Annotated in this window: 27 protein-coding genes and 5 pseudogenes; 9 read left to right on the top strand and 23 right to left on the bottom strand. The window is 55.9% G+C overall.

The features are described 5' to 3' along the window. Positions 1 to 879: 879 nt before the first annotated feature. Genes ACK59Z_RS02650 through ACK59Z_RS02640 form a run of 3 tightly spaced genes read left to right on the top strand, consistent with a single transcriptional unit; the run spans position 880 to position 2,193 of the window. Positions 880 to 1,134, top strand: a complete 255-nt coding sequence (locus ACK59Z_RS02650; protein ID WP_012052510.1) for a hypothetical protein — start codon at positions 880 to 882, stop codon at positions 1,132 to 1,134. Further along, positions 1,127 to 1,840, top strand: coding sequence for a YafY family protein (locus ACK59Z_RS02645; RefSeq protein WP_108191039.1), 714 nt, complete (start codon positions 1,127 to 1,129; stop codon positions 1,838 to 1,840). Before ACK59Z_RS02650 ends, ACK59Z_RS02645 begins: the two co-directional genes overlap by 8 nt. A 44-nt stretch (positions 1,841 to 1,884) precedes the next feature. Next, positions 1,885 to 2,193, top strand: coding sequence for a hypothetical protein (locus ACK59Z_RS02640; RefSeq protein ID WP_108191038.1), 309 nt, complete (start codon positions 1,885 to 1,887; stop codon positions 2,191 to 2,193). Between the two features lie 180 nt (positions 2,194 to 2,373). On the opposite strand, the pseudogene ACK59Z_RS02635 reads toward ACK59Z_RS02640, so the two are convergent. The 3 genes and pseudogenes from ACK59Z_RS02635 to dapF all read right to left on the bottom strand — a co-directional run. Beyond that, positions 2,374 to 2,525, bottom strand: a pseudogene (locus tag ACK59Z_RS02635) (transposase domain-containing protein); the annotation flags it as partial. Positions 2,526 to 2,766: 241 nt separating this feature from the next. Next, the gene (locus ACK59Z_RS02630) at positions 2,767 to 3,393 is read right to left on the bottom strand and encodes a VOC family protein (protein WP_070096978.1); all 627 of its coding nucleotides are present in this window, start codon (positions 3,391 to 3,393) and stop codon (positions 2,767 to 2,769) included. A gap of 139 nt (positions 3,394 to 3,532) precedes the next feature. Next, positions 3,533 to 4,330 carry a diaminopimelate epimerase gene (dapF, locus tag ACK59Z_RS02625; RefSeq protein WP_070096979.1) on the bottom strand — a complete coding sequence of 266 codons (798 nt, stop codon included), beginning with the start codon at positions 4,328 to 4,330 and terminating at the stop codon, positions 3,533 to 3,535. Positions 4,331 to 4,738: 408 nt separating this feature from the next. Here dapF and ACK59Z_RS02620 point away from each other — a divergent pair, with 408 nt between their 5' ends. Beyond that, the gene (locus ACK59Z_RS02620; protein ID WP_108191036.1) at positions 4,739 to 5,320 is read left to right on the top strand and encodes an MliC family protein; all 582 of its coding nucleotides are present in this window, start codon (positions 4,739 to 4,741) and stop codon (positions 5,318 to 5,320) included. Positions 5,321 to 5,436: 116 nt separating this feature from the next. Here the strand turns inward: ACK59Z_RS02620 and ACK59Z_RS02615 are convergent, their stop codons facing one another. Both ACK59Z_RS02615 and ACK59Z_RS02610 read right to left on the bottom strand, forming a co-directional pair. Next, positions 5,437 to 6,192 (bottom strand): DUF4239 domain-containing protein, encoded by a 756-nt coding sequence (locus ACK59Z_RS02615; RefSeq protein WP_108191035.1) that lies wholly within the window; start codon positions 6,190 to 6,192, stop codon positions 5,437 to 5,439. A 126-nt stretch (positions 6,193 to 6,318) separates the two neighbouring features. After that, positions 6,319 to 7,114, bottom strand: a pseudogene (locus tag ACK59Z_RS02610) (transposase); the annotation flags it as partial. Between the two features lie 151 nt (positions 7,115 to 7,265). Between ACK59Z_RS02610 and ACK59Z_RS02605 the strand changes: the two are divergent. Then, a complete protein-coding gene (locus ACK59Z_RS02605) occupies positions 7,266 to 7,751 on the top strand; it encodes an ATP-binding protein (protein ID WP_070096707.1) in 486 nt (161 codons plus the stop codon). 46 nt (positions 7,752 to 7,797) lie between these two features. Here the strand turns inward: ACK59Z_RS02605 and ACK59Z_RS02600 are convergent, their stop codons facing one another. From ACK59Z_RS02600 to ACK59Z_RS02590, 3 genes are all read right to left on the bottom strand, one after another. Further along, on the bottom strand, positions 7,798 to 8,310 hold the full coding sequence (locus tag ACK59Z_RS02600; RefSeq protein WP_070096706.1) for a GrpB family protein: 513 nt from the start codon (positions 8,308 to 8,310) through the stop codon (positions 7,798 to 7,800). An 80-nt stretch (positions 8,311 to 8,390) separates the two neighbouring features. Next, positions 8,391 to 8,933: an AAA family ATPase gene (locus tag ACK59Z_RS02595; protein WP_028697204.1), complete on the bottom strand. Its 543-nt coding sequence runs from the start codon at positions 8,931 to 8,933 to the stop codon at positions 8,391 to 8,393. Between the two features lie 401 nt (positions 8,934 to 9,334). Beyond that, positions 9,335 to 9,502: a DUF2199 domain-containing protein gene (locus ACK59Z_RS02590; protein WP_375135885.1), complete on the bottom strand. Its 168-nt coding sequence runs from the start codon at positions 9,500 to 9,502 to the stop codon at positions 9,335 to 9,337. Between the two features lie 310 nt (positions 9,503 to 9,812). Between ACK59Z_RS02590 and ACK59Z_RS02585 the strand changes: the two genes are divergently transcribed. From ACK59Z_RS02585 to ACK59Z_RS02575, 3 genes and pseudogenes are all read left to right on the top strand, one after another. Further along, entirely contained in the window at positions 9,813 to 10,097 is a 285-nt protein-coding gene (locus ACK59Z_RS02585; protein WP_070096705.1) for a type II toxin-antitoxin system Phd/YefM family antitoxin, read from the top strand. Continuing rightward, positions 10,063 to 10,371, top strand: a complete 309-nt coding sequence (locus ACK59Z_RS02580; protein WP_070096704.1) for a Txe/YoeB family addiction module toxin — start codon at positions 10,063 to 10,065, stop codon at positions 10,369 to 10,371. Before ACK59Z_RS02585 ends, ACK59Z_RS02580 begins: the two co-directional genes overlap by 35 nt. A gap of 158 nt (positions 10,372 to 10,529) precedes the next feature. Then, a pseudogene (locus ACK59Z_RS02575) lies at positions 10,530 to 10,816 on the top strand (site-specific integrase); the annotation flags it as partial. A gap of 699 nt (positions 10,817 to 11,515) precedes the next feature. Here the strand turns inward: ACK59Z_RS02575 and ACK59Z_RS02570 are convergent. From ACK59Z_RS02570 to ACK59Z_RS02560, 3 genes are read right to left on the bottom strand one after another with little or no spacing between them, the layout of a single operon-like run. Next, complete coding sequence (locus ACK59Z_RS02570; protein ID WP_409292329.1) at positions 11,516 to 12,220, bottom strand: hypothetical protein; 705 nt, start codon at positions 12,218 to 12,220, stop codon at positions 11,516 to 11,518. After that, positions 12,213 to 12,848, bottom strand: a complete 636-nt coding sequence (locus tag ACK59Z_RS02565) for a hypothetical protein (RefSeq protein ID WP_409292327.1) — start codon at positions 12,846 to 12,848, stop codon at positions 12,213 to 12,215. Before ACK59Z_RS02565 ends, ACK59Z_RS02570 begins: the two co-directional genes overlap by 8 nt. Positions 12,849 to 12,900: 52 nt before the next feature. Continuing rightward, entirely contained in the window at positions 12,901 to 13,605 is a 705-nt protein-coding gene (locus tag ACK59Z_RS02560) for a hypothetical protein (protein ID WP_409292325.1), read from the bottom strand. Between the two features lie 200 nt (positions 13,606 to 13,805). Between ACK59Z_RS02560 and ACK59Z_RS02555 the strand changes: the two genes are divergently transcribed. After that, positions 13,806 to 14,897, top strand: coding sequence for a helix-turn-helix transcriptional regulator (locus ACK59Z_RS02555; protein WP_409292323.1), 1,092 nt, complete (start codon positions 13,806 to 13,808; stop codon positions 14,895 to 14,897). Between the two features lie 61 nt (positions 14,898 to 14,958). Here ACK59Z_RS02555 and ACK59Z_RS02550 read toward each other — a convergent pair. The 12 genes and pseudogenes from ACK59Z_RS02550 to ACK59Z_RS02495 form a co-directional block, all read right to left on the bottom strand. Further along, positions 14,959 to 15,171, bottom strand: a pseudogene (locus tag ACK59Z_RS02550) (hypothetical protein); the annotation flags it as partial. Next, positions 15,168 to 15,461 carry a hypothetical protein gene (locus ACK59Z_RS02545; RefSeq protein WP_409292321.1) on the bottom strand — a complete coding sequence of 98 codons (294 nt, stop codon included), beginning with the start codon at positions 15,459 to 15,461 and terminating at the stop codon, positions 15,168 to 15,170. The pseudogene ACK59Z_RS02550 and the gene ACK59Z_RS02545, both read right to left, overlap by 4 nt. A 73-nt stretch (positions 15,462 to 15,534) precedes the next feature. Then, positions 15,535 to 15,735, bottom strand: coding sequence for a hypothetical protein (locus ACK59Z_RS02540; RefSeq protein WP_409292319.1), 201 nt, complete (start codon positions 15,733 to 15,735; stop codon positions 15,535 to 15,537). Between the two features lie 28 nt (positions 15,736 to 15,763). Further along, the gene (locus ACK59Z_RS02535) at positions 15,764 to 16,459 is read right to left on the bottom strand and encodes a hypothetical protein (RefSeq protein ID WP_409292317.1); all 696 of its coding nucleotides are present in this window, start codon (positions 16,457 to 16,459) and stop codon (positions 15,764 to 15,766) included. Between the two features lie 57 nt (positions 16,460 to 16,516). Continuing rightward, positions 16,517 to 16,654, bottom strand: a pseudogene (locus ACK59Z_RS02530) (DUF2514 family protein); the annotation flags it as partial. Between the two features lie 492 nt (positions 16,655 to 17,146). Next, positions 17,147 to 17,530, bottom strand: coding sequence for a hypothetical protein (locus ACK59Z_RS02525; protein WP_409292315.1), 384 nt, complete (start codon positions 17,528 to 17,530; stop codon positions 17,147 to 17,149). Beyond that, complete coding sequence (locus ACK59Z_RS02520) at positions 17,527 to 18,015, bottom strand: glycoside hydrolase (protein ID WP_409292313.1); 489 nt, start codon at positions 18,013 to 18,015, stop codon at positions 17,527 to 17,529. Before ACK59Z_RS02520 ends, ACK59Z_RS02525 begins: the two co-directional genes overlap by 4 nt. Before the next feature lie 321 nt (positions 18,016 to 18,336). Continuing rightward, a complete protein-coding gene (locus ACK59Z_RS02515) occupies positions 18,337 to 19,362 on the bottom strand; it encodes an IS110 family transposase (protein ID WP_054573869.1) in 1,026 nt (341 codons plus the stop codon). Positions 19,363 to 19,470: 108 nt separating this feature from the next. Then, positions 19,471 to 20,301, bottom strand: coding sequence for a hypothetical protein (locus tag ACK59Z_RS02510; protein ID WP_409292311.1), 831 nt, complete (start codon positions 20,299 to 20,301; stop codon positions 19,471 to 19,473). Between the two features lie 27 nt (positions 20,302 to 20,328). Beyond that, positions 20,329 to 22,266, bottom strand: coding sequence for a hypothetical protein (locus ACK59Z_RS02505; RefSeq protein WP_409292309.1), 1,938 nt, complete (start codon positions 22,264 to 22,266; stop codon positions 20,329 to 20,331). Between the two features lie 54 nt (positions 22,267 to 22,320). Beyond that, entirely contained in the window at positions 22,321 to 25,374 is a 3,054-nt protein-coding gene (locus ACK59Z_RS02500) for a host specificity factor TipJ family phage tail protein (RefSeq protein ID WP_409292307.1), read from the bottom strand. Beyond that, complete coding sequence (locus tag ACK59Z_RS02495; RefSeq protein WP_409292305.1) at positions 25,343 to 25,747, bottom strand: hypothetical protein; 405 nt, start codon at positions 25,745 to 25,747, stop codon at positions 25,343 to 25,345. Before ACK59Z_RS02495 ends, ACK59Z_RS02500 begins: the two co-directional genes overlap by 32 nt.

Genomic DNA, 25,747 nt, shown 5'->3' with positions numbered 1-25,747 from the left:
TCTCCAACTGGGCGCCTCAATGCGCTTTTGATGGAGATACGACTCAAGCGATCTGACGAGCGTTCCGTTTTCCCTGCATCGTTATCCGTGAAGACGCGAGCCTCTGCGCGGGAGTGGTTCTGGCCCTGGTGCTTTGGGCGCAGGAAACGCCTTGGCGACCCAGTCGTGAGCACGCTCGAGCGCCCAGGTCATCGCCGCAGACAGTTTCTGTCCACGGCAGTCAGGGTGTACCTCTTCGAGCAAGAGCACGCCTTTTTTCCCGTAGATACCCAAGAAAAGTTGAGTGGCGTTTTCAAGTGAGAGCCGGGCTTGGATGTTGATTAAAGTGCCGCAGGGAAGGCGCTCATCGTAGTTGCGGGAATGCAACGCAGAATTGGCCCATTCCCAATAGATTTTGCCGCGATTACGCATGGAACGGACCTAGAACTCATATTCTTGACTGGAGAGACAGAATACACAGCTGTTCCAATGAATCCACTGCTGAAGGTGTATGTTACATTTTTTTACATCTGCTTTTTTCATCTAACAGCCGTGGTCGCACCACCAGCCCCCCCTTCAATCGCCGCGCGGTCAACGCACGGTCGCTCAAGGAAAGTGGCTACGGTGTTCCGCCAGGCGAGCGCCATGAACTACCGGCGGATGGACAACCTAGCCTAGCGGATGGCCACGCTCCGGCGTATGGCGTCCAAAACCCCATACCCGGTCAGACCCTTTGTGCTCCACCCGAGCAAAGGTGGGCTGTGGCCCAAAATTGGCCCAAACCTGACGCGCGCACCGTCCTGATGCTTACGCTGAGGGCGATGGAGTCCATCTATTGAGATGCCCTGTCCCGTCGGGCAAACTCCGGTTGTTTCATTGGCCGATAACAGGAGTTTACGGATGCCATTTCCACTGACGGAACATAATGCCTTGTTGGCCCTAAAGGGCGTAGGGCCGGCCGTTATCGCTCGCCTTGAGCAGATGGGCATTGACTCGCTGGCTGTGCTCAGCAAAGCGAATGCTTGTGACATCCTGGCTCAGGCATCGGCAGCAGTGGGATCGAGTTGCTGGAAGAATAGCCCCCAAGCTCGGGCCGCCATTAACGCGGCCATCGAGCTTGCAAAGGACTCTCAGTTGGGCACACCTAGTGCGTAAAGCTGATCGCTTATTTCAATTGGTAAATCTGATTCGCGTCCATCAGCCAATCTCTGCTGAACGACTGGCTAGCCGAATTGGCGTTTCCGTTCGCTCAATCTATCGATACATCGACGATCTTTCCTTCAGTGGAATCCCAATCTATGGTACCGCCGGCGTGGGGTATGCCTTGGATGCCGACTTCGAGATGCCGCCATTAACGTTGAACAGGCTCGAACTGGATACATTGATGCTCGGGATGGAAATGCTTTCAGCTTCCGCCGATAACGATCTAAGTGCTGCTGCAAGGATGTTGTTGAGCAAAATCTCAGCGTCCATAGCCCATCACCAGATTGACCCCAGCACGGCAAAAATCAGGGCGCTTGGAACCACTCCTTCCTCGACGCGTGGCCATCTCGCAACCCTTCGAAATGCCATCGAAAATGCACAGGCGCTGACGATAACTTATACCAGCTTGGATGGTGCAGTTTCGCAACGCCTCATTTCCCCCCTTGGCCTTTTCTACTGGGGAGGAAAGTGGACGGTTGGAAGCTGGTGTAGTACCAGGGCGGCTTACCGCGATTTTCGGGTCGATCGCATAGCCTCTATCGCTATTGCTCAACAACCATCACCCGACAATCCTGCCCTTGATCTCCAAGCGTATATGAAGCACCAGGCAAGCCAGTGGAAAGCGATCACTGCTACTGACACTACGCTGTCAGTATGAGCTATTGATAATTGGGACTTCCTAACACACAGCAGGTCATCCCTATGCAGCGCTCATCTCATGTACTCGAACTAGCCATTTTCAAGGTCAAACAGGAATGCGTTGCGCAAGTGCCTGTGCTCCGCGCAGGGCTTCGGGAAACGTTAAAGACCTTTCCCGGTTTGATTGAGTACCGTGCCTACTGCCCGATGAGCGACGACCGAATCTTCGCGGACTTAGCAATGTGGGACAGTCTTGAGAACGCACAGAAAGTGGCAAAGGCGTTCAACGATGGAGATCCGAGATTCTCTGAGTATATGTACGCTATTGAAAGCCTGACGTTCATGAGTCACCTCGCTCCAGAGATGAGTTGACCCCGACGCCCAGCCAGAGCTGGCAAGAGACACCGATGCCTTTGCTATCAGGCATCGGTGTCGTCACCTCCAGTGTAAGTGTTCTCAGATCACCTATTGCTAGGTTCCGGGCTGCAAACTGACGTTATCTGGCAAAGCCGTTTCGAAAAAACGTATCGCCCGCCCTCACACCTTGCGTGACTAAACGGGCACCCACCTATGCGGCAGCAGCTCGGTAATCTCACTCGCACGCTGCGTCGGCAGGCGAGTGAGAACATCCTTCAAGTAAGCATACGGATCATGCCTGTTGAGCCTGCAGACTGGATTAAACTCATGATCGCCGCCGCACGTTTAGCCATCATAGCTGCACACTCGTCATCCGTTGATCAGCCAAGTACTGCAGCAGTAGCGTGAGAATCGAGCATCAGGCCGCACCGTAAGCGGCCTGTGCATCGGCCCTGTCTAGTACAGTTGTGCCAGTTTCAGCGATTTGGCCCAGTAACACCCAGAAGCCTTCGATCAGCGATAAGGTCTCGTCAGCACACGCTGCCGAATTCGGCCAGGCCATCAAATCGGCAAAAGACAGGTTGCACGTTACAGGATGACCAGGCCATTCGGTGTATTGATATAAGCTTTCAATGCACATCGCTCGCTGCGTAATACACTCACCGGGCCAGTAAAACCGATAGACTCCAGTTGGCGTTCCACCAAACGGGGATTCGGAAAAGCAATTTCCAAGCGTTCCAATTCGCAGCCTTGATCACCGAGTCTCTGAACTGGATGCTCCGATTCGCCCCAATCGATCAAGCTAGGGACTGCCCCATTCAGTGGTAGATGCCCATCACGCTGAATGGTGATTTTCCACGAAAGCACTCCCCTGCTCATCGGTTCAATCTCGCCAAAAACATTCCGGAGTTCTTCGTCTGTGGTATCCAGATGCTCTGTACGCGCGACCCAATGGGCTAGATATGGCGACGCTTGCGCGCTCAGTCTATCCAGCCCAAAGCACCTGGGCCTGGTGGGCAAGGGCGCCTTACTGTCCGGAGCAATCACTTCAAGATAGAAAGACTCTCCTAACCTCAGCAGCAGGTTGTGAGTGCTCATTCGCGGATGCTCACCACCTGGCTGCAACCGTACTCCAAGCTGACGCTCAACAAATTGCGCCCCTAACGGAAGGGTCGGTGAAACAATGACCAGATGATCCAAGGTTGAACGCCTCATGGTCTCTTATCTCCCTGATCAGAGAACCTCGTTTGTTGCCTGCTCTTCATCCGGCACTCTCGATCTTAGTTACACTTACCTACGCTTGATCAGTCCACGCGATAACGGCGAATACAGAGGTGCCGCGTATTCAACCGATCTATGCCAGACACTCCGGATCCAACCAGTACCTCCCAATTTTGCACACCGGGCCCTTCATGAGTACGTGGTTGTCCTCATCAAGTTCGATGGTGATCTCACCGCCAGGCATGTGCACTGTCACATGATCGTCAACGAACCCAAGTCGTCGTGAGACTGCCGCAGCGGCACAGCTGCTGGTGCCTGAAGATAGGGTGTAGCCCACGCCACGCTCCCAGATCTGCACCATCAGGTTTCGGCGATCGACAACGTTCACGAATTGCACGTTGGTTCTGTTTGGGAAGAGCGACAATTGCTCAATGGTTGGCCCAAGCTTGCGTGCAAGTGCCTCAGTCGCCTGATCGACAAACACCACGCAATGGGGGTTGCCCATCGACACAAGGTTCAGGTGCAGGCGCATGCCATCGACTTCCATTGAGTGTCGTTCGTTTTCGGGGAATGTCGCCATACCCATGGCAATGGAAATGCGTCGGCCGTCGTCAAGTACATGGCAACGAACCTTACCGCCTTTGGTTAACAACTCGAAGGGCTCGTGCGAAACGATGCGCTGATCCCAAAGGTAGCGACATAGGATTCGCAATCCATTGCCACTCTTTTCCGCCTCGGAGCCATCGGTATTGAAAATCTGCACTGAGAGCATCTTGCCTGGCTCGATAACAGGAACAAGGATGCCGTCACTGCCTAACCCTCTATGCCGGTCGCATATCACCGAGATGGCCAGCATAGAGCAATCGAATGGCGTTTTGTCGTGGTAGACGAGATAGTCGTTGCCAGCTGCGTGATATTTTACGAACTGCATGAGTTATGAGACCAAGGCGCTCAGGGCGGGGAATAATGAATGGAGTTAGAAACATAGCACACGGCCGCTGAGCGCTAGGCTCTGTACGAAAAGTCTTGAGACGCAGGTCAGGCAAGGCGAAAACAGCCGAGGAAGCGGAGTGTACTGGAGTACATGAGCATTCCGAGGCTGTTTTCAACGCAGCATGAACAAGTATCAAGGCTTTTCGTACAGAGCCTAGCGGGGCCCGGTTGAGGATTCCACACCAGGTTAGAGCGATGGTGAAATAAGAGATGTCAGTGACTTGCTAGCAATGACCGCAATCGGCCAACAGCAGTCATTAGCCGCCGAAAAGCTAGTCCACCCTCCACGTCAGTCAGCGCAGAGCTAGACTGAGCCCAGTATTCTGAATCGCTAATGGTGGTTCCCATGAAGCACTGGCTTCCCCTGCTGCTCACCCTGCCTCTGTCGCACACCCAAGCTGCGGGACCTGCCTTCAACTGCACTCAGGTCGAGGCCGGCAGCATCGAACAACAGATCTGCCAGAGCGAGCGGCTCTCGGCAATGGACCGGAAAATGGCCGAGGTCTACACAGCCGCGCAGCAGAAGGCCGGCAATGAACATCCGCCGGTGCTCAAGACCGAGCAACGGGGCTGGATCAAAGGCCGCAACGATTGCTGGAAAAGCGCGGACCAGCCCGCCTGCATCGCCGACAGCTACCGCCTGCGCATCGCCGAACTGCAGGCGCGCTACCGGCTGGTCGAGGCCACCGGCCCGGTGTTCTACCAGTGTGACGGCAACCCGGCCAAGGAAGTGGTTGCCCGCTTCTTCCGCACCGAGCCGCCCACGGCCATCGTCGAGTTCGGTGACCGCAGTTCGCTGATGTACCTAGAACAGACCGCAAGCGGCGCGCGCTACCAGGGACAAAATGAGAGTCTATGGGAGCACCATGGCGAGGCCATCGTGGTGTGGGGCTATCAGGGGCCGGAAATGCACTGCACAGCGCGTTGAAAGCCGCCGCTATGACCCATTGCAGAAATTCTCCAGGGGTAGCTATCGGCCAATATCGAACTTTGATGTAGTCCGCCACGAGGTCATCATCCAGAACACAAGCGCGCCCTGCTTCCTTAAAGCTGCATTACGGCGAGCGCCCTGCGCAGAGGCTCGTCGGATATCTGGATAGGACCGTGAAATGGCACGTCCATATCCAATACCAGATATACGGAAGCCGCGATAAGCATTGAAGAAACGATGAACATTCCTATCACCATTGAATTACGTGGCGCTCGGTATCCAAAACTGGCGAAAATGAGCGTCAACCAAGCAACAAGCATCCCAATGAGTGGGCCGGGAATTGCCCCCTCTGACTGCTCGACGATCCTCCAGCGTTGCTCGATAAGCGAATGATATTGCTGACGAATATCCTGAAGCATAGTTTCATGGTAGCGGTCTGGCGGCTTTATGGCAGCCAAAGATTTTCCTATGTCATCCAAGTATTTAGCTGCCTCGCTGTTACGATGTTGCAGCGCCTCGTCCCCCCGGTACGGGGACTCAATAGCGTGCTCAAGATAGGTGACCAGTCGGTTGCGGGTGTCTTGTGCCGATTCGCCATAGCCCCGCAGTGTCCGATCAAATATGATCATGCTGGTTGCATACCCATGAAAGTTAGCGTCAATGGACTCGAAGGTATTTTTGGCAGAATTGATCATCAATCCAAAGACCAGCGATGTCATAACCACAAAAATGTTAGCTACCAGGCGAATCACTGTATTTGTGTCTTCGTCTCTATGGTGGGATGCCAGCTTTGGGTACCACTGCATCATGAGAAGCGAGGCGGCAACCAAGCACCCCAAAATAGCCACTGCGATCCAGAGAGAATTCATGCATCAAGGCCTCGATCAATCTGACTCAAGTCTTAAAAGATAGACCGTGGCCGACCGCTTTGGGTCCAGGCTGTGTGAAAACGCAAGTAAGTACGTCGAGTAGCGAAAGAAGCTGGTGCAGCCTGTAAGGATTTCCGGACCTTTGTAATAGCCTCGGTCGGCTACCACTGTCAGCGACTCAGCGCCGATCTCTTCGTCGGCCACTCGTGGCCATTGAGCGTGCATCAGGATCGGTAAAAGAGATTTGCTGATCTGGGCTGGCGTGAAGCTGCGTTTCAATGTCCTTGAGCTTCGTCATCTGCTGTTTCGGTTTTTCTATTTTTTCGCTCAGTCGTTCAACCTTGGCCTCGGCGACCTCGGGCGCTGCCCGAACCGCCGAATCCATCGCCGCAAGATAGCGGTCAATGCTCTGCTCGATCTGCTGCATGCGCGCCTTGATCTTGCCCTGGGTAAAGTTGCGGTCGCGGTTATTCACGGCTTTGAATTTGCTGCCGTCAATGGCGATGATCGACTGGGTGAAGAGATTGAGGTTGCGGCAAAGCACTACGAATTGCCGGCAGACGCTGCGAATGGCTTTACCGTTGTCTCGGCGAAAGTCGGCAATCGTTTTGAAGTCAGGAGCCAACCGGCCCGTTAACCACATCAGCTCGACATCGCGCTCTGCCTCGCGCTCAAGCCGACGGCTGGACTGAACCCGGTTGAGATAGCCGTAGATGTAGATTTTCAGCAGCACTGCTGGATGTTACGCCGGACGCCCCGTTGCCGCAGGATCCACACCCTCGAAACCGAGTGTTCCAAGGTCAAGTTCATCGACAAAAACATCGACTACCCGAACTGGGTTTTCTTCGGTGATGTAGTCGTCCAGGCACTCCGGCAGCAACGTGACTTGCGTCCGAGATTCACCTTCTATGAATCGCTTCATGATCGTCCCCGCCACGATCTCGACGATCAGAAGGTTAGAAAATCGCAGGCGTTTTCACACAGCCTGGACCCATAGCGAACGTTTGAATGCTCGGTGATTGCTTCGGTGCTTTTCAATGAGCATCATCGGGGTTCGACAAGGAGACGTCTCTATGCCCAAACCATTGCTGCATCTCATCTCAGGAAAAATTGCATCCGGTAAGTCAACGCTAGCCAAAAGCTTGGCAGTTGAAGGATCGACGGTTCTGCTGAGTGAGGATCATTGGCTCTCACGGCTATACCCTGAACAGATCAAGTCAGTAAACGACTATGTGCGTCTTGCGCACCAGATTCGGCAGGTGCTGGGCCCGCTCGTCATCGATATCCTTCGGGCTGGAGTGACTGTCGTTTTGGATTTTCCTGCAAATACTCCTCAAGATCGACTATGGCTGCGCAACCTGGCTGACGCAGCCGAGGTTTCACATTGCGTCCACTACATCGAGGTGGACGATGACACCTGTCGAGACAGGTTGCATCTTCGCAACCACCGTGGTGAGCATGAGTTTGCGGCGACTGACGCGGAGTTCGATCTGATCACTAGCTACTTTCGAGCGCCACATAAGGATGAAGGGCTTCAGATTAAAATTCACCGACATTGACGATCTCTAGTGCGGATTTGGGCCGCTACCGAACCAGAGCGCACCATCACCTTCGTCTATTAGCGACCTCAAGCAACGCCGCAACAATGAACGGCCCCTTTTTCTCCAGATACTCAGCCATACCGCCGATATTGGTGGCTTCCAGTTCAATCTTGAGGTCTTGATATCGCTTCCGAAGGGAGGCGTCGTTCCTGAGCAGATCTCTGAACGTCAGCATCTGAATGACTGAGTGGTGACCACGCCTGCAAATGTGAATCTTGTGGGTCCGCATCTCGCCAACATTGCGGCGATAGAAGTGGTGTCCTTCCGACAGGTCACTGCCGCGTACATAGCTCAGCGTCAGCAACACCTCGTCTCGCGCTGCCTCATTGCGATGCTCTGAAACCTCGACCAGCACATCGATCTCAGGCTTTGCTGCAAGTTGCGGTACAGCCGTGCTGCCTACATGGTGAATGGCGAGAAGCTCACCGCCTAATACCGAGGCGAGCAGCACTTTGACCGCCTCATACCGTTGCGGCCATGCAGAGTCGTAAGCCGTGATCTTGCTGGTCAGCGCCATGGGGCCTCCTTGGGCAAGTGAAAACGTTCTGATGCGCCTACTCCGCAGACACCTGCCGCCAATCAAGCGCGATCTGGCATCTAATGACCTTGCACAACCTGATCAGGCTGCGTGCCCATACTCGCGAGAAAAACATCGGTATCCCGATTGGTCCGCAGGCAGACCACGCGACAGCCCGACGGGGCCGTCGCCACGAATCGCTTTATCGCCTCCCGAGACGAGGTTTTCGTCCGCCACATGAACCTGAAAAACTCCGGAAGGTTGGCCAGCAACTCCGGGCAGTTGTCCGGCAAGTCAGGCCGGGATCGGCCGCGGTTCAACACCGTTCTGAGGAGCACGCGCCAGAATCGAAGCGGAGCCGAACGATCAATCCATATCAACATGTCTGCGCGGGCCAACCGGTTGTTCCATGTGGTCGAATGCCCGCCTTCGAAGATCCAGCGCTCACGGGCCTCGACCTCATGACAAAGACGCGTCTTCTCGTCCCGGCTCCGCTCGACCCACCCTGGCTGCCAATGAATCGTGTCGATGTGCACGACCGGCAAGCCTGTGCGCTCGCCAAGCTTGCGCGCCAGGGTACTTTTCCCAGCCCCTGGCTGACCAATGATCATCACCCGCTGCATTCAAGCTCCCTCTCGCCATGCCTGCTGAATTTTGGGCGCGCGATTCTACGACAATGGGCGACGCGGTCAACTGCAAGCGCACTCATGCTCTGGGCGTCCTTCGCAAGTCGGCAGCTGATCACTGCTCAAGTGGTGTAACTCATCATGGCGCTGGCCACTGAGTTCGCCGTTTGGGTGATCACGGCCGACAGCTTGGCTTGAGTATTATCCCTGACCGCCTCGAAAGCCTCCAATTGCATGTAGCGTCTTTGCATGCGCCACGCGTAGTTCTGCACGCGGATCGCCGCAGAGAGACTGCCTGGGGCCTGGTAGTCGGCCCTGTCAGCCGCAATTGAGCATGAAGGCCGTTGGTGTCACCAAAAGTCGGTATGGCGTTGGCAAGGGATACGGAAAACAGTGGTTCAGAGAACTGATGGGGGGTCATCCCACCGCTCGTAGATACGTTCAAAATCTGGTTGCATGAGTTCAACCCATACCCCCACGCTATAGGGCTCATCACGCTGAAATACGGGAAGAGGTAGCGTTGCCCGGACAAAGAATCGTTCGGCGGAAAACAAGCTCAATGTCATCGCTGGCGTGTTCCATTCCGCACTCATTGCAGATCATCTTAAAAGCTCCCGTTGCATCTACCGGTTTACTGCCTTGTACAACGTTAGGTACAATGGCCGCGGTTGCCAGCGACGGCTGGATCCATCTGGACACCTGTGGCCTGTGGCTACTGGAATGACGATTCTGATTCTGATCCAGATGAGAGAACACTGTGAGTCACTACGGAGCCGCTGTGCGGGCCGACTGGCTTCACTTTCTTAGAACTTTGGGCGTCGCCTGTGGCGGTCCAAAGAGCAACCCTTACCCGGGCAGAGCCCGGAGGATGGACAAATGCACGTACTGACTTTTAGCCAGGCTCGCGCCGAACTGAAGCAGACAATGGATGATGTTTGCCGGGACCATGAGCCCGCCGTAATCACGCGACAGCGTGGCGAACCCGTAGTAATGATGTCCCTGGAGGACTACAACGGGATGAACGAGACCATTCACCTGTTGGGATCGTCCAAAAACGCTTCGCGCTTGCGCTCATCCATCGCTCAGCTCCGGGACGGCCAGGCCTTGACGAAGGAACTGGACCTCAATGAGCAAGAACCAGAAGCAGCGGAACAAGGATGAAGCCCGCGACAAGGTAAGCGTGAAGTTCACCAAAGAGGGCTGGGAGGATTACTGTCACTGGCAGAGTGCCGACCTCACCATACTTGGCAACGTCAACCGCCTGATTGACGCGTGTCTACGCACCCCCTTCACGGGTATTGGCAAGCCTGAGCCGCTGAAAGGCGATTTATCTGGCTTGTGGTCCCGCCGCATCACCCGTGAGCACCGTCTGGTCTACTTCTTCGAGGCCGGTATGCTCACCGTTCTGCAATGCCGCTACCACTACGACGACTAAAGCACTGTACTGTGCTGTGCGCGAGCTGCCTCCCCCCCCCCGTAAAAGGGGCGGTCGGTGAACGAAATCACGCGCGCGGTCGTTTGGCGCTTGGTGTCCAGTTCTTAGGGATAGGCTATCCGCAGGCTCATGCAGAGGCGCACTACCACGCTGCACGGGAATCGCCGTTCGTCTTGCCGCCCGGCAAGAATGGGGAGCACGTCAAGCAGACGTCGGACCTGCACCACCAGTGGCGGCCAATCCTGAAAGGTTTGGGCATCAGGTACCGCCCCCGTATAACTGCCGCCACACCTATGCGACAATATGCTCAATGTCTGGTCTCAACCCCGCATTTATCGCCCAACAGCTCGGGCAAGGCGTGCAGATGCTCTTATCGACTTATGCGCGCTGGATTAACTCGTCTAACGACTGGCAGGAGCTGGATAAGCTCCAATTTGGTCCGTAGCTGCGAAGAAGCCACGTAAGTTATTGATAGGTAAGCTCCTTGATCTCCACCGCTAACATCACCATGCGCTATGCAATGGGATTTAGCGGGTGGAGATGAGTAGGTTTTACTGGCTGAAACTCCCCTCTATCCCCCACCAAAACGCACCGGTTGGTTCGCGAATTGGTCCGATGCTGATCTAGGACCTTCCATACCGATCACGCATAACGCTCACCGACATCGAGCGAAATCAACGGATTTGCAATCCGCCCTGCATTTTCCTGATTTTCAGTAGCTTACGAGCTTTTCAGTTCCGCATAGAAACTTTTCTAGTAAGGCTGCAGCCCTTTAAAATCAAGGGGCATGGCAGGAGTTGCGGAACTGATTTTCGCGTCTAGTCAGCGGTTTTCAAGACCGCAGGATAAATCCAGAAACCATGCCAATTGCGATGTGGAACCGATCCCAAAACAAAGATGAAACGGCAAGGCTACAGGACGCATACTGCAAGGGTAGCCGTTTCAGTTTTGGGATCGATTTTGGACTATTTGCGGGCAAAATTCTGTCAGTTTCACCGATTTTCATCCCGTAAAGCCGTAGCATCTTGCGGTGTGTTTTTGACAGACACAACACCCCATCCAAGGGTTCAGCCAACAGGAAACTCTACAAAGAATCAGATTCCGAGGTGCGCCCCTTTAGGTTTCATGGGAGGTCGTAAATAGCCTAAAAGAGCCTGCCATCTGGTGAGGAAAATGACGTCCTGTAGATGTTCCCACTATAATCTGAAACCTCTGCCTCGAACTCTATACTGGATACTTCCCCGCTGCTACCAACACCGGAAATCGTAAGATCAAGAAAGTCAGAGTAGTATATATTGTAAACATAATCACCCGCAACATTCGTTATATTTCTGCAACTAACTTTATATATATTCCCAGGAAGATTTTTAAGCACCCCTGGCGCCACAGATGAAGGAGCACACGAAATTATAAGACCAAAATCAGAAGTATACCTGTGACTTATCTTAACTGGCGTGAACGGCCAAGATTTCGGCTTTTGCTCTTGGTAATTTATCCCCTTAATATCAGATAAACCATTCGGCGGCAGAGCAACATAGGTCAGCCCATGATAAATTGAAACACCTTTTGATTTATTTAACGGTTGACCAGGAACAGAGATCGCCGTCTCCACCACCCAAAATCCATCTCTGCGCCTGTAAACTGACTCCCCCTCCATCGTGTTAGTTACGACACGAGTCTTAACATATCCACTCTTTACTCCAGAAGCTCCAACAGCTGGATCATTTTCAAGCTGCTCTTTTAGACCAGCACTAATCGGAACGTCAACTGGCCATCGCCGGAGGGGCTCGGCTTCAACCGTAGCAGAGAACAGCAATATACTCGCCAACGCCGATCTGAGGTTACTCATAGCTGCACACCTCACACTTTTCGATATCAAAATTCTTCATTGTGATCTTTTTCATACTGGCACTGTGTTCGAATGCCGGCCTTTTATTCCCTGCAATGCTGAAATATGGTGTAGTGTCAATAAAATAAGAAACCTTCGCGCAATTGGGCTCGTTCGTAGTGACTTTATAATCAGTCCCGGTTTTGCCCTGGCGAATTATTGATATATTCGCCGAGCACCGACCTACTATCTTTTGGCAGTTGCAGGACTTTTGATAGCTTTTAGCTCTCGCGCGCCAGTCGGAATCGGCCTCAATCTGGCTGGCCTCTCTTGCATAATCCTGCTGCAAAGTTAGATCTCTTTTCTGAGCTGCCTGCGCGGCGGCATCCGCTGCCCGTTGCGCATCCGCTTCTTGACGCTCTCTTTCAATTTTTCGCTGGGTCTCGTACTGCTTTAATGAAGCTCCTACCGAATTCAGAACCCTCGCCGCATCATCCAGAGATGAACCATTTTTACCGTTGGAACTGTAATCGTGGCAGTCAGGGTCGTATCTACCTGCCTCCATGCCACAGGTAGCGCTTGCCAGGATGCTAAACAACAAATAGCTCACAGAAATAAATCCTACCAGTAAATATTTTGCAGTGCGCATAAAATGCTCCAGGCTTTTAAATTGCTGACCGTTATTGTTAACGTTTCACGCTCTAAAAAAGTTCTCCCATTGGCGAGGTGAACGAGACATTATATTTGTGACCCAGATGGTCTTCGGCCTCTGCTTGAAAACTCAAACCAGGACTTGGTGCGCCATTTGTACCACCTACTGAAATTATGTAATCAAAAAAATCGGAGTAGTAAACATTGTAAAAATATGGCGGCTGAAAGCCATCACTATGCTCGCAGCGCATCTTATATATGCCCCCAGGAAACCCTTTGATTTCGTCGACTGCAAACTGCAGCTGCTTACAAGATAATATATATCCTCCAGTCCTGTATTTTTGCACCAACTTGATCGTTTTGGGAGGCCATGTCTGTGAGTCACCTTCGCTATAGCTTATTGACCGTGTAGGGTTCGTATTGTTTTCATCGGTGTTATCCAAGATACCGGTTAGACCTCTATAGATCATCACAGCCTTGTTTCTTGATCCGCCCAACATCTTATACTCCGACTCACTTACCCATAAACCATTGCGATACCGCGCTGTGGTAACATAGTCGCTGCCATTGTATCGAATTACCGTTCGAATTGTGCCTGACTTTATTAGAGCCTTTCCCACAGCCGGATCATTCTCCACCTGTTCTTTCAGAGCCGGATCAACTGAAACTTCTTCTGGCCACTTTCTAAACTGATCCGCTTGTGTAGCATGCGCGACGATCAGTAACACAGCACCGACTATAGAGAGCCTATCCATTCAACAACACCTCAGAGTTTCGATTCAGAGCTAACGAGCGTGGAGTCAGTATGGTTTCAAAAAAACCGCTCCACATCATTCAAATGAATGATTGCCCTTCCCTGTGCTGAATGCGCATTGAGCTTTCCGCCCGGCTAGACCTGCTACCAACTTCTGGTATTCTGGAAGCAGCTAACCCCAAGCCCTGCAGGTATGCCCTAATGAGCAATATGGACAAGCTGTACGATGACCTTGTCGGTCTGTGCTACGAATCGGTGCTGGACGCTGCGGCTTGGACCACCCTGCTGAGCAGGCTTGCAGAGGCTACAGGGAGGCAACAAGGTGCGCTCCTGCTCTGGGAGCAAAAAAATAAGGCTGGACAGGTATCAAGATTTTACCAGCTTGAGCAACAAGCTGCAGAAGATTACAACAATTATTACTGTAATATCGATCCTACTCGGTCCTTTATGCAGGATCGGTCGGTTGGGCTTTGGTATCACGACTACCAGGAGCTAGGAGCTGACCGCATCCGGCGCGATCCTTACTACCAGGAATATAAAGCCCAATATGGAATGAAGAGTGTTTCAGCAATCAAGATCCACAAGGACAGCACCTCAGAGGCCTTTCTCTCGTTGGTGACCAACAGAGGGACTCACGGTCCGAATGTTCAACAAGAGCTGTTGCTCAACCGTTTAACACCGCACCTTATACGGGCTTCAGAAATTTCATTTAGGCTTGGTCGCCTTGAACTAGAAATTAAGAGACGAGACTTCTTGCTCGATCGTCACCCTACTCCCCTCTGGCTGCTAGATGATGATGGTTATGTGGTTTATGCAAATCATGCTGCGACAAGGCAGGTTAGTCAGAATAAATTCGAACTTTACGAGCGCTTCGGTCGACTCCACGCTCACCATATGGATGCTCGCTTGCAGCATCATATTCAGAAGGCATTTGGAAAGACAGGCTCTAAGCAAGCCAGCCGTCTTCGCCTTTCGCCCAATGGGAAAGATTTATTAGTAGCACCGGTCGACACTGATACACCTTTGAACCAGTATTCCAGTAGACCACTTGTATTGATTGCCTATCTGAGTGGCCAGCTTCAGGGGGATTTGTTAGCCCGGCTTTTTCAATTCAGCCCAGCTGAGCAGCGACTGGCTGAACTGCTTTGCCTAGGCCATACGCCCGAAACTTGTGCGTCTCTCTTGAATGTCTCCATTAATACCGTCCGTACGCAGATGCGTGCGCTCTTTCGTAAAACAGAGACTGAGCGTCAGGCGGAGCTGGTAGGCTTGCTAACGCGGATGAAGGTTTGATGTTCACTTAGGCGGTAGCCGTAATCACTGAGCACTATGGGCTCAGCAGATCGTGATGGGAGTGATAGGCCTCTTCGAATTCCATCAGCGCCCAGTAACGAGCGGCCTCGGACAGCTCCAGCATATCGACCAGGTTCTCCGAACTGACTTCACGGCGGCGGTGAGCGGCATAGGCCATCTCATCGAGCACAGCGGCGCGGCCGTCTGGATCGGTTATCAAACAGAACTGGTCGTTCAGCTCATCCAGCCATGCTTTCGGTATCCCATTCATCATTCTGCCCTGCACCACCAGGACTGCGCGTAGAGTACGCCGTCGACCTCCTCCACCCCGTTGATGTTTATACCGAGCTGAGCCATGCCGTTGACCTTGGCGTCGTGAAGACGCGGAATGATGTCCGGCCCAGGCGCAGGGTTGAACACCCAGGCCTGTGTCGATACCCGGCCCAGCGGCTCGCTGTGGTGGTCACCAATGTGGATGTCGGCCCGAATGGGTGTGATCTTGCCGAGCTGATTCGTAGGGATGGCCACGCCATTCACGCGGCGGCGAACGAGGAGGAAGTACATAGGGCACCGATACTGTATGGATAAACAGTATCGTATAGGCGGGATCGGTCGCGGGCAATTGCCGATCAGCGGATCAGTGAAGAGGTGGCAAATCCTTACCTCTGGCCTTGGCGATGACGCGGAGCTGGTAATCGGATACCACCTGGAACAGCGACTCAGCCAGCAGCCGCAGGCGCTCGATCTCCTCCGCCGGCGCGCCGCGATCCTGGGCCTGGTGATACTCCCGCAGGGCGTCGACAGCCTGCTGAATCAGCGGCTCGCCGGCCTCAACCATTCCAATGAAGGTTTGTCCATTTGTTGACCTATGACGATGGAAGTCCAGAGCTACAAATTGACCGCTCCCCTAACAGGCCTACCTTGACATAGATGGGCTTATCAGCGCATTGGTCGATCAATTGAGTGATCTGGCGCTCATAATTGTCATAATATTGCAATGTATAATCATCAAAAAACAAAACAATGAAAATCAACCCACTAGTTCCACTAGCGTCTATTTGGCCGCCTGCGACACTTATCGTTGAGAGGAATTTTGCAAAAAACTCATTCGATAAATTCGTATACACTGAAGAATCATAGCAATCCCCTAGCGCTACTCTATCGAGTTCATCTTGGGAGACACATATGGTTTTTACCTCACAGTGCTTCAGTTCACCATGCTCCAAATACGACAAATCAGGTGATCTACCCCCTCCCTCAGGAATGAACCTTATTTGCTCAAATCCTTGCATATTAAGGTATTCATAAGCAAACGCTTCGTTCAGGCGCGTGAAAAACCCTTGTTTAAGCTGGCCATTTCGATGGTCCCTAAAATAGCCAACAACCTTGCCTAGAAAGTCGATCCATAATTCTTCAGGCATCTTCGAAAATGCTCGATCATAGGAGCCAAACATTTCTCTAGCTTGAACCGACTCCTCTATCCTAAGATCAAACTCATCAAAGAAGTTTTCTTTGGGGAACCTTCTTTTTACAGATGCGATAAGCTGTCGAAATCTTTCCATATAATCCCTTGCGAAGAGCCTGCAGTATGGCGGGGCGGCTCGAACTGTTACACAGCATTACTCGATCAGGGCATTATAGGATGCCTCGCACGCAATGCTCGCTATTCTGGCTCGATCATAAGCCTGCGCCAGCTCTCGATTCGTTTCGACAGACCTGCTGAGCAGGTCGGAGAGCACCATGGCGGCGCGGATGGCTACAGGCCTAGGGTAGCTAGCTCAGATGCTGGTGACTCTGAGGGCTAGCGCTGGTACCATCTTGCCACGCTAACTTTCCTCTCATAGGGACCAAGATAGCCAGAAGCCCCGGACGCCAGCATCCGGGGCTTCGTTTTTTTAGCGGGACGGCCTCTCAACGGCAAGACGATGCAGCAGCCTCCAACAAGCGCTCATATCCTATCCGTTGCCGTCTCTCTGCCAGCAGCGCACGAACCTTTACCTCTAGGCTGTCGGTCTTGCGCAGGCCGGCAGTTGCCCACGGCGGCACCGCGACCTCCGGTGCTCGGCATGGTACCTGCACCGGCACCTCGACACGAACGTACTGAATTTTGGGCTCGCTCTTCCCTGCGCACCCGGCCAGCCCCAGCGCCAGCATCAGCCCGCTCCTACAGGCGAAGCCACGGATTACACGGCGTACCGCCTGGTAAAGACCCGTTCCGCTCCCACAGGAGTGCGAGTTCAGCCCCATCCTCATAGGCCAAGTTCCTTGTCGATGATGGAGGTGGCAGCGGCGCACTGGTCGCCGCCGGTGTGCTCTTGCTGCAGCAGGTTCGCCGCGGCGTAGTCGATGCCTGCACTGGCCTTGGCCTCGCCCACTGCCTTTTCCGCGCCGGCCTGGCGGACGTTCGCGGCCAGGGTCAGGTCGCCCAAAGCCTTGCCCTGCTCCTGCGCCAAGCCTGCAAGATTGTCGCGAGCAGCTTTGCAGGCGGCAGCCTCCCCAGCCGAGGCATCCAGCAGCGGGCGGTAATGCCGGGCCGCCTGCCACACGCCGCCGGCAGCGCCCATGCCGATCAACAGCATGCAGCCGGCCAGCACCGCCAGTAACCGGCTATGACCGATGGGCAGCGCGATCATGCCAGCGCCCCGCCCAGCTTCTGCCATTGAGCCAGGAGCTTTTCCAGCTTGTGCGGGTTCTGGCCGTAGCTGTTGCCCGGGAAACTGGCCCAGATGTTCGAGCACTTGGCGACAGCCTGCTGGATGCGGCCGGCTTTTATGTCGTCCAGGGCCCGGCGCTCCCGGATCTGCTGCAGCGCAATGCGGTCCTGGTTCTCCGGTGTGAAGCCGCCAGCCAGGCGCAGGCTGATCCAGTATGCATTCCAGTAACGCTCCAGCAACTGGTACCGGCCAGCGGCGGTGCTGGTGACCGGCTTGCCGTTGATGGGAAAAGTCAGCTTGCGCCGCGGGTGATCGGCATAGCCCTGGAATAGGCCGCCGCCGTACAGCACGTTGTAACCATCGTCGCTGGCCTTGATGGTCGAGGTTCCTTCAGAGAAGGCGATCAGATCCAGAAACCGGAGCACGTTAGCGCCTCCGGCCTGAGATTCGGTGAGTCTGGCCATGAGATTTCCTATGGACAAAAACAAGCCCGCGCTGGGCGGGCCGGGTAAATTTCAGGCACAAAAAATCTATGGTCACCCCATTTTTTGCAATACTGATTAACGGATGAAATGGATGGCTTGCTTAAATCTATCCGGCGTCAAATTGGGGCAAGCCCCGCGCCACGATGAGAGCCGCGCCTGACGATCCTTAAAAACCGCTCGGCTTCGAGAGCCGATTTTTATGTCAGGATCCTCGCCAGGCCGGTAGGCCGTTTATTTCATCTATTGCTCAGCTATCGCAAAACCTGAAAGGTGGATCGTGGTACAGCAACAACCACAGGGTCAGGCGTTCAAGGCGCCTGGCCCTGTTTCGTATTGGGTGTGATGAGCAGAAATCGCCCAAGCTATGCGGGCGAATTTATTGGCCAGTGCACAGGCGACCACGTTTGAGTGTCGGCGCGTCATAAGCGCTCGCACCCAGTCCGCCAGAGCCCCCTTCTGCCGCGCCAGGTTCTGCATGTAGACCCTGGCGCATTGCACCAAAAGGCGTCGCAGATTCTTGTCGCCTCGCTTGCTGATCCCTAGCAAGTTAGCTTTGCCGCCAGTGCTGTACTGCCTGGGCACCAAGCCTAGAGAAGCGGCAAAATCGCGACTGCAGCCGTATTGCTGACCATCGCCCATTTCCACAGCCAGCAGGCTGGCGGTGATCGGCCCGACACAGGGCATGCTCAACAAACGACGCCCTAGATCATCGTCGGCCAGCTGGCCAACCAGCTCTTTATCCAGTGCCTTGACCTGCTCGTCCAAATAGGCGAAATGGTCATGCAGACGTTGCAGCAGCACTGTCAGCCGAGCAGGCAGCTCGTGCTCCGCTAGAACAGCAGACAAACGCTTCATGACCGCCAGGCCCTGAGGCAAGCTGATGCCGAACTCAAGCAAGAACCCATGCATCTGGTTGACGGCCTTAGTGCGGTCACGGATCAGTGACTCGCGTAGGCGATGTAACACAGAAAGAGTCTGCTGAGCTTCGGTCTTGGGCGAAACGAAACGCATCGAAGGGCGCGAAGCGGCTTCGCAGATAGCTTGCGCATCGACGAAATCGTTTTTGTTGCCTTTGACAAAGGGCTTAACGAACTGAGGAGAAATCAGCCTCGCCTGATGCCCCAGGGCGGTCAGCTCACGAGCGACGAAATGTGCGCCGGCGCATGCTTCCATCACCACGGTGCACGCTGGCAGGTTGGCGAAGAACCGCATCATTTGCTGTCGTGAGAGCTTCTTGCGAAACAGCTCCCGGCCGGGCTTATCCTGGCCGTGCAGATGAAAGGTATGTTTGCCGAGGTCGATACCGACCAGTGCCAAATCGCTCATGATGATGGCCTCCGGAATGAAAACACCCTGCGAAAGCGTAGCCCTCGCAGGGTGTCGGGGTGACCATCTCATTAACCGCTCAAGGCGGCTGCGCTCTCCGATTCATGGTCAGGGGACGCTGTAGTAAGCCTTCAGTTCAGCCATCAATTGCTTAAGCTGGGCGGCTCCCAGGGCTGATGAAAGCAGCGACTCACTGAAGGTATATAGGTCGCCAACCTTAGAGTTTCGCAGGGCGTTCACGCTGTTGTGATATCCGAGTTCCAGATATGCGTCAGCAGAAGGGGTCGGCGTTGCAACCGTTTCGGTTCGCTGCGTGAAGCTGTCAGCGTCATTGATGGAAAGGGAAATCACACGGGTTTCGTGGTTGTAGTCCGCGACGAAGATCCCCCATTCAGTAGTCGGGATCGATTCATACACCGATGTGAATTCACCCGAGCCAGTCGCCATGGTTCCTCTGGCCTCTACGGGGGTCGCATACTGCAGGCCATATGCTCGGAACAGACGCCGGGTTGGAGCGCCCGCATCAAAGCCAACCACGAAGTTGGTCAGATAGTTGCCTGCACGGTCAGCAGCATCCCAAGCAAATGCGCCCACTGCCGTATAGGACTGGGTCAGGCTTCCTGCCGGGAGCGCAATAGACGCCGCAGCACCCTGGCCGCCAGATGCCGCTGGACCGGAATAAAGAGCCTCTTTGCCACCAAGGGTAAGAACCTGCCAGCGGTCAATGTTCACCCCCAGTGGAGTGAGTGGCTTGCCTGTAAGCCGACACCGTCCTGAAACACCGCCACCGCTAAGCGGGGTCATACTTCTCGCGCTGACTACGTGCTTGAGCGAAGCAATCTGAGCTGCCACCGCATCCGGCCCGGTCATGATGATTCGAGGTGCTCCAGCTGCTGCAGCGGCGGTAACGCCTGGTAGGCGAATAAGTTGGCCAGCCATGTTATTTCCTTCGGTCTGTGGACTGTATTAAGCGGATTGAACCGCGATGCGCTGATGGCAGGCCCAGTTGTAAACAGGACGTCCCTGGCCGTCTCGATCTGGGCTGTTATCGCGCAGGCATGCACGCGCACCGGTCGTTGGGCCAAGTGGCTGGCCCGCAACTCCCGCGTCGGCAATACCGATGTATGGGTTTGAGCCAGTCGGCTCTGCGCTGAGCGTTACCTCAATCAGGTTGTCGCCAAGGAGTCGGACTGTCGTCACGCTCGCGCTCGATGTGTCGTCCACGTAGCGAATGCCCCAGTTCCCTGGGTCAGTGACGTTGCCGGTGTCCACGGTCAGAGGCCCGGATGGGGTGTGGAAGCGAACGACAACCACGGCACCTGTGCGGACTGCTGAAATGGCATGCGTGGGCAGCCAGCGTCCACCTCGGATCAGCGCCTCCGCAGCGCGCATGTGCATGCAACCGATACGGGTGTAGCTGTCGCCGGTGAGATGAGTGCCATCCGTGTTGCTTGGAACCCAGTACTTGGGACCTGCACAGGCAAACCGGTCTGGGTAGTCGAGAGCCGCCTGCAGCTGCGCCAGCGGCACGAAGCTGCTCACAAGCCCGTAGTTGGTGAAGTTGCTGATCTGATCCAAAAGCATCGGCACCGGCTCGCTCTGGCCAGACGCCGCGCGGATATCAGTGTCCAGATCAGATTGAAGCTGGAGCAGAGCCGCCAGGTAGGTGGCCTGGGCCATGTTCCGGTCAGCCTCACCTTGAATCCAGTCAACGAACGGAACCCGGTAGGCCAGCCCCAGTCGTGTTGCTTCTGCCTTAGACGAGGCCACCGCCGTCAGGAGGTTGCTGTAGTAGAGCGACCCTTTGCTCAGCTGTGCAATGGTTCGCCCGTTCCTGCCATGGGCGCTGGTAAGTACCCCGGCATTTGCGGGCACGCCTCGCAGGCGATTGAGCTGGCCAGACAGCTGAACAACCGGGACCTCACGCACGACGCTTACCAGAGGCTTGAATGGGACCACCATCGCGTCAGTCAGGGTGGTTTCCTGATCTGTCAGCATGACCCCGCTCTGGATGGTCAGAAGGCGATTGGCAGTTGGCGGTTGGGTGGTCTGGACCACACTGGTGTCGCCCATGGCCAGCGACTGGCCATACCCCAGGATATGCAACAGTGTCTGTACAAATGGCGCAACGGAACCTGGAATAGGCACGTCTACGGTAACGGATGCCACGCTGGAGCCGCGGCGAATGTAAGACAGTCTCCCGCTCGACACCTGCGGTGAGAAGTTGTCGCCACTGGACGTGACCTGATACGGCACGCCATCCACCAGCACCCAGATATCCTGGCCACCAACCGGACCGTCAGCGTATGCGGCGACGGCGCCGGTGCTCTGCCCGAACGTGACAACCTCACCGCTCCACTTGATGCCCAGGAGCACCACGCCTTGGGAGTCGACCACCGCCCAGGCATAGTCGCCCAAAAGGTCAAGCCCCGGCAGAGTATCGAGAAGAGCATGGACCGCGCCGCTCTTCTTTACGGCCAGAATCGCCCGGTAGTTTTCGTCCACGACTGCCCATGGCATTTCATCATCCAGCGATCGTGGCGGGGTCTGGCTGAGTGCTGTGCGCGCTAAAATATCTGCGCTACGGGTTGCCTCGGCGTTCGGATAGCTGTCCACATATTCCGCAGCACCGGCTTGATTTCGGTAGACCTTGACGTACTCATCCTGCGCGCTTGAGAGCACACTGAAGTTCGTGCCGTCGGCAGTCGCAGCGAGGCCAAGCTCTACCGAGGCATAAGGCATGGCACCGCCAAGCAGCGTGGCCAAGTTCGTCATCACCATCGCATTGGTTGGGCGAATAACTCCGCCACCAACGTCCATCATTTTCACTTCGGGTGACAGCAGTAGCTCGTTCGTCGTCCCGACAATCCGGTCCAGCTCCTGAAGGGTCTGTTGGCCGCTCATCAAATCTTCCTCAATAAAAAGCCCGCACGGGCGGGCTTGGTAACTGCTGCGGCGTCATGCCGGCGGTAACTGGTCGTCGTAGGTGTAAACCCGGGCGTCGTAGGGCATGCCCTTCATCGCCGTGTTGCCGTTGGCCGGGTCGGAACTGGTGATCAGCACCGGGTAGGCCCAGCGCGAGGCCGACCCAAACAGGATGTGCGGCGGCTCAAGCGGGCCATCCACCTCTGGGGTGAAGTCGAGGGCATCGACGCGGACCGTGTACTGATCCACCTGAGTGGCAGTCCACGGCCCGGACAGCGTGCCGTCCAGCTTGCGCACGCCGATCCGATGCTCGCCGCCGGCGCTGAAGTCCAGTGGTTCCGATGAGGTCAGGAGCGTTCCCGATCCGGTTACCTCGAAGGCCAGCAGGATTGCGCTCTGGCACCGCTTGGGCGCGTCATCAGCAACAGCCGCGAAGCTCAGGTAGCCGCTGTTGCTGCCGTCCATCTCGGTTTCCCAGGTGTAGATGTCGTTCCGGAACTTCTGGTGGCCACGCCGGCGCATGCCGATACGCCAGGCTCTGGTCTTATCGCTGACACCCGGCATCTTGATCTTTTCGACCTTGGTGCCAAGGTCGCCTGGCCACCGGCACTCGACCATTTCCCACGCCCAGGTGGTGCGCGAGAAGTACTCCACATCCACGCCGTCGAAGTCGTTGATCGACGGCATGGCGCCGCTGATCTTGAGCATCTTGGTCATGTTCTGTGGCGAGTAGGTCTGCGTTTTCGGGCCGTAGGTCACGTCGAATGCGGCCCTCGCGCTATCCCGAACCGGGCGCAGCAGGCCACGGAAGGTCACCAGCTCACCAAAACCGCACGCCAGTGCGTTGTTGATCATGTCCTTGACGGTGATAGTCGAATCCAGCGTCTCGTCGTAGGTGTCGCCGCGGGCTACGCAGGTGTTGTGGAAGGCCTGCCACTCGGGCAGATCCAGGTCATCGTCCGTGTACCCGCGCTGCTTCAGCTGGTAGATGCACCAGGGCACGATGTCGCGGCTTGGCCCGGTACCACCCTCCATCAGAGGAAGTATGCGGGTTGCCTCGGCGCTGACCTGGCTCTCGGACTGCGCAGAAAGCCGGTCACCGCCACGGATGTTGCAGGTCATCACCGTCATGCCGGGGTAGCTGGTCGGTGAGTTCTGCATGCGCCCACGCAGATCCGTCCAAGTGGCGTCATCCCGCGCTTCATCATTGATACGGCCAGGCCGGTCCACATACTGCTTGCGGATACGGGCCTCGGCCCGCATTGCATACGGCAGCGATACACGCTCGGTGAAGCCTTGAGCATCGAGAGAGCCGCCCACGTTCATGTACTGGAGCTGCGTCCAGGCACCGGCCACGTCCATGTCGCGGTACTCGAGCACGTAGTAGGTCGGGATCTCGTAAATCTGCCCTTCCCGGCCGATACCGGCAAGGCCATTGGCGTAGGTGACAGTCCACTCCAGCTGGGTGACCTTCTCGTTTTCCGGGCAGCAGGCGAATGGCCCACGGTAGCCGCCCTGCAGGTTCGAAGCGTCCAGCGTGATGAGGCCGTTCACGGTCTGCATGGCGTTGAAGCCGGGCCAGCCCGCGTCGGTCGACCCGGACGAGGTCAGGCGCTCGACCTCGATCAAGCTCGTGCTGAAGGCCGTGATCCGGTACCGCAGACCGCGCGGGCCGATGGTGGCCAGGCCCTGTCCCAGCGCAAGGCCCACCACGGGCGATCCACCATCATAGTCCAGCGTCATTTCCGCTGGCTGCTCGGGTATTGCACTGGTAGTTGCCGTGCCGGTCACGCCGACGGGCGACGAGCCCAGGATGATCGATGCGCCGGTGGCCGTGATGGCCTGGCCGGCGAACGGCGTTAGCTCAACGAACCGCACCATACCGCTGCTCTGCTGCGCCTGGAATGGCGTCCCGCTGAGCTGGGTATTCAGTGCAGATACCAGGCCCGCGAGATCGGTTGTGGCGGTGTTCAGCGTCACTGGGTAGGTTGACGCGCCCCGTACCAGGCTAAAGCTCAGTGACGTGACGTCGAAGTCATACCGGCTCGGTGCGGCTGAGCCAGTGAGCGTAGAAGCGGTTCCAGGGTTGGCCGGCACTGCTGGGCTGTATGGTGTGTAGCTGTGCACCACATACAGGCCCGCATTCGCCCCAGCCACCTCGATGAGCATGCCCGCCGTTGGGTTCAGCATTTCCAGCGGGCCACGGATGATGTCGCGCCCGGCTCCACCGTCAATCACCGTGTAGGTATACGGCGCAAGCACACGAACGATGATGCCGTTCGACCAGTCGGCCGGGAACAGGCCTGAGCCGGCCGGCACGCTGATCGTATCGCCGACGAACTGGTACGCCGAAGCCGTGGCCGACCTGGTGAGGTCGGTGGCCATGGTCAGTTCCAGGCCGGCCGAGCCGCTGGAGCTTGCCCCTACCTCAGGAACGTTGAACCAGTTGATATGGGCCGGGTCGCCCGACAGATCGGCGCCTGGCGGGTAAATCGTGAACGTTGCATCGGATCCCAGAGAGATCAGCGGGGTTTCGCCTACCTTGACCTTGGCCAGCGGTATCTCGTACTCGCCTTCGCCGATGTACAGCAACATTTCCACGCGCTGGTCACGCGGGGCAACATGCGCCCGGCGGGGCTGGGTCAGGTACGACGGATAGACCCGCTGGTGCCCGGCGATCTGGCGCACTGGCTCTCCCAGCTTGACCTTGTTGCCCTTGGCGCTGGCCTCTGTCAGGGGGTCACCCTGCTGGGTGCCGGTGCTGGATGGCATGCCGGGCATCTTGGGCATGATCGACTTCAGCACCGCCTTGGCGCCTTTGAACAGCGCGAAGGTGATGGAAAACGGGTCGGTGCCCTTCGGCTCGCGGTATATCTGCAGCAGGTCGGCAGGCTTGAACTTCACCTTGTGCCACAGGTGCTGCTCGATAACCTCATCATTGAGCACAACGCTGATCGGCGGGCTTTCCCGGCGCTCGTACGACGGAGCCAGGGACTTCAACCACTCCTCGATCGACATGCGGCGGTCGGTCTTCCAGGTGCCGAGCGGCGCCGTGTCACTCAGCTTGTTCGGATAGAACTCGATCACGGTAATAGACCACCTTGGGGTGAGCGGCTTCAAACTCGCCAGTTGTCCGGAGGCATGCGCCGCCGGGGTTTGTGTCCAGCACCTTCAGCCGGCCCTCGCTGAGGAGCACCGTGCCGACATGCAAAAGCGCTGTTCCGCGCAGCACTGCTGCAATTGCCCCAGGCTCCGGAGCGCACTCCTCCATCGCCTTGCGCAGGCTGCGGTAGGCCTTGGTGTTTTCGCGGATCTTGTCTTTGCCAACCGCCCCCAAGGACGGGAGCCATGGCAGACCGAACAGGTCGTGACGGATCGCCCGGCACATCCCCCAGCAATCAAAGGCAATAGGCCCCCGTGCACCCTCGCGGTACGGGGCGCGCATGAATTTCTCGATCAT

This window comes from Pseudomonas sp. KCJK9058 (genome assembly GCF_046230975.1).
Taxonomy (GTDB): Bacteria; Pseudomonadota; Gammaproteobacteria; order Pseudomonadales; family Pseudomonadaceae; genus Aquipseudomonas; species Aquipseudomonas alloputida.
This window is presented reverse-complemented; position numbering and strand designations above follow the sequence as displayed.

Coding starts and splice junctions, on each gene's coding strand:
- ACK59Z_RS02600 (WP_070096706.1), bottom strand. CDS start 8,310: ATGGCGCTGACCAGCAAGATCACGGCTTACGACTCTGCATGGCCGCAA.
- ACK59Z_RS02525 (WP_409292315.1), bottom strand. CDS start 17,530: ATGATCGCGCTGCCCATCGGTCATAGCCGGTTACTGGCGGTGCTGGCC.
- ACK59Z_RS02650 (WP_012052510.1), top strand. CDS start 880: ATGCCATTTCCACTGACGGAACATAATGCCTTGTTGGCCCTAAAGGGC.
- ACK59Z_RS02605 (WP_070096707.1), top strand. CDS start 7,266: ATGCCCAAACCATTGCTGCATCTCATCTCAGGAAAAATTGCATCCGGT.
- ACK59Z_RS02540 (WP_409292319.1), bottom strand. CDS start 15,735: ATGGTTGAGGCCGGCGAGCCGCTGATTCAGCAGGCTGTCGACGCCCTG.
- ACK59Z_RS02640 (WP_108191038.1), top strand. CDS start 1,885: ATGCAGCGCTCATCTCATGTACTCGAACTAGCCATTTTCAAGGTCAAA.
- ACK59Z_RS02590 (WP_375135885.1), bottom strand. CDS start 9,502: ATGACATTGAGCTTGTTTTCCGCCGAACGATTCTTTGTCCGGGCAACG.
- ACK59Z_RS02595 (WP_028697204.1), bottom strand. CDS start 8,933: ATGCAGCGGGTGATGATCATTGGTCAGCCAGGGGCTGGGAAAAGTACC.
- ACK59Z_RS02615 (WP_108191035.1), bottom strand. CDS start 6,192: ATGAATTCTCTCTGGATCGCAGTGGCTATTTTGGGGTGCTTGGTTGCC.
- ACK59Z_RS02515 (WP_054573869.1), bottom strand. CDS start 19,362: ATGAGCGATTTGGCACTGGTCGGTATCGACCTCGGCAAACATACCTTT.
- ACK59Z_RS02510 (WP_409292311.1), bottom strand. CDS start 20,301: ATGGCTGGCCAACTTATTCGCCTACCAGGCGTTACCGCCGCTGCAGCA.
- ACK59Z_RS02570 (WP_409292329.1), bottom strand. CDS start 12,220: ATGAGTAACCTCAGATCGGCGTTGGCGAGTATATTGCTGTTCTCTGCT.
- ACK59Z_RS02555 (WP_409292323.1), top strand. CDS start 13,806: ATGAGCAATATGGACAAGCTGTACGATGACCTTGTCGGTCTGTGCTAC.
- ACK59Z_RS02580 (WP_070096704.1), top strand. CDS start 10,063: ATGAGCAAGAACCAGAAGCAGCGGAACAAGGATGAAGCCCGCGACAAG.
- ACK59Z_RS02565 (WP_409292327.1), bottom strand. CDS start 12,848: ATGCGCACTGCAAAATATTTACTGGTAGGATTTATTTCTGTGAGCTAT.
- ACK59Z_RS02620 (WP_108191036.1), top strand. CDS start 4,739: ATGAAGCACTGGCTTCCCCTGCTGCTCACCCTGCCTCTGTCGCACACC.
- ACK59Z_RS02585 (WP_070096705.1), top strand. CDS start 9,813: ATGCACGTACTGACTTTTAGCCAGGCTCGCGCCGAACTGAAGCAGACA.
- ACK59Z_RS02495 (WP_409292305.1), bottom strand. CDS start 25,747: ATGATCGAGAAATTCATGCGCGCCCCGTACCGCGAGGGTGCACGGGGG.
- ACK59Z_RS02520 (WP_409292313.1), bottom strand. CDS start 18,015: ATGGCCAGACTCACCGAATCTCAGGCCGGAGGCGCTAACGTGCTCCGG.
- dapF (WP_070096979.1), bottom strand. CDS start 4,330: ATGCAGTTCGTAAAATATCACGCAGCTGGCAACGACTATCTCGTCTAC.
- ACK59Z_RS02535 (WP_409292317.1), bottom strand. CDS start 16,459: ATGGAAAGATTTCGACAGCTTATCGCATCTGTAAAAAGAAGGTTCCCC.
- ACK59Z_RS02630 (WP_070096978.1), bottom strand. CDS start 3,393: ATGAGGCGTTCAACCTTGGATCATCTGGTCATTGTTTCACCGACCCTT.
- ACK59Z_RS02560 (WP_409292325.1), bottom strand. CDS start 13,605: ATGGATAGGCTCTCTATAGTCGGTGCTGTGTTACTGATCGTCGCGCAT.
- ACK59Z_RS02545 (WP_409292321.1), bottom strand. CDS start 15,461: ATGTACTTCCTCCTCGTTCGCCGCCGCGTGAATGGCGTGGCCATCCCT.
- ACK59Z_RS02505 (WP_409292309.1), bottom strand. CDS start 22,266: ATGAGCGGCCAACAGACCCTTCAGGAGCTGGACCGGATTGTCGGGACG.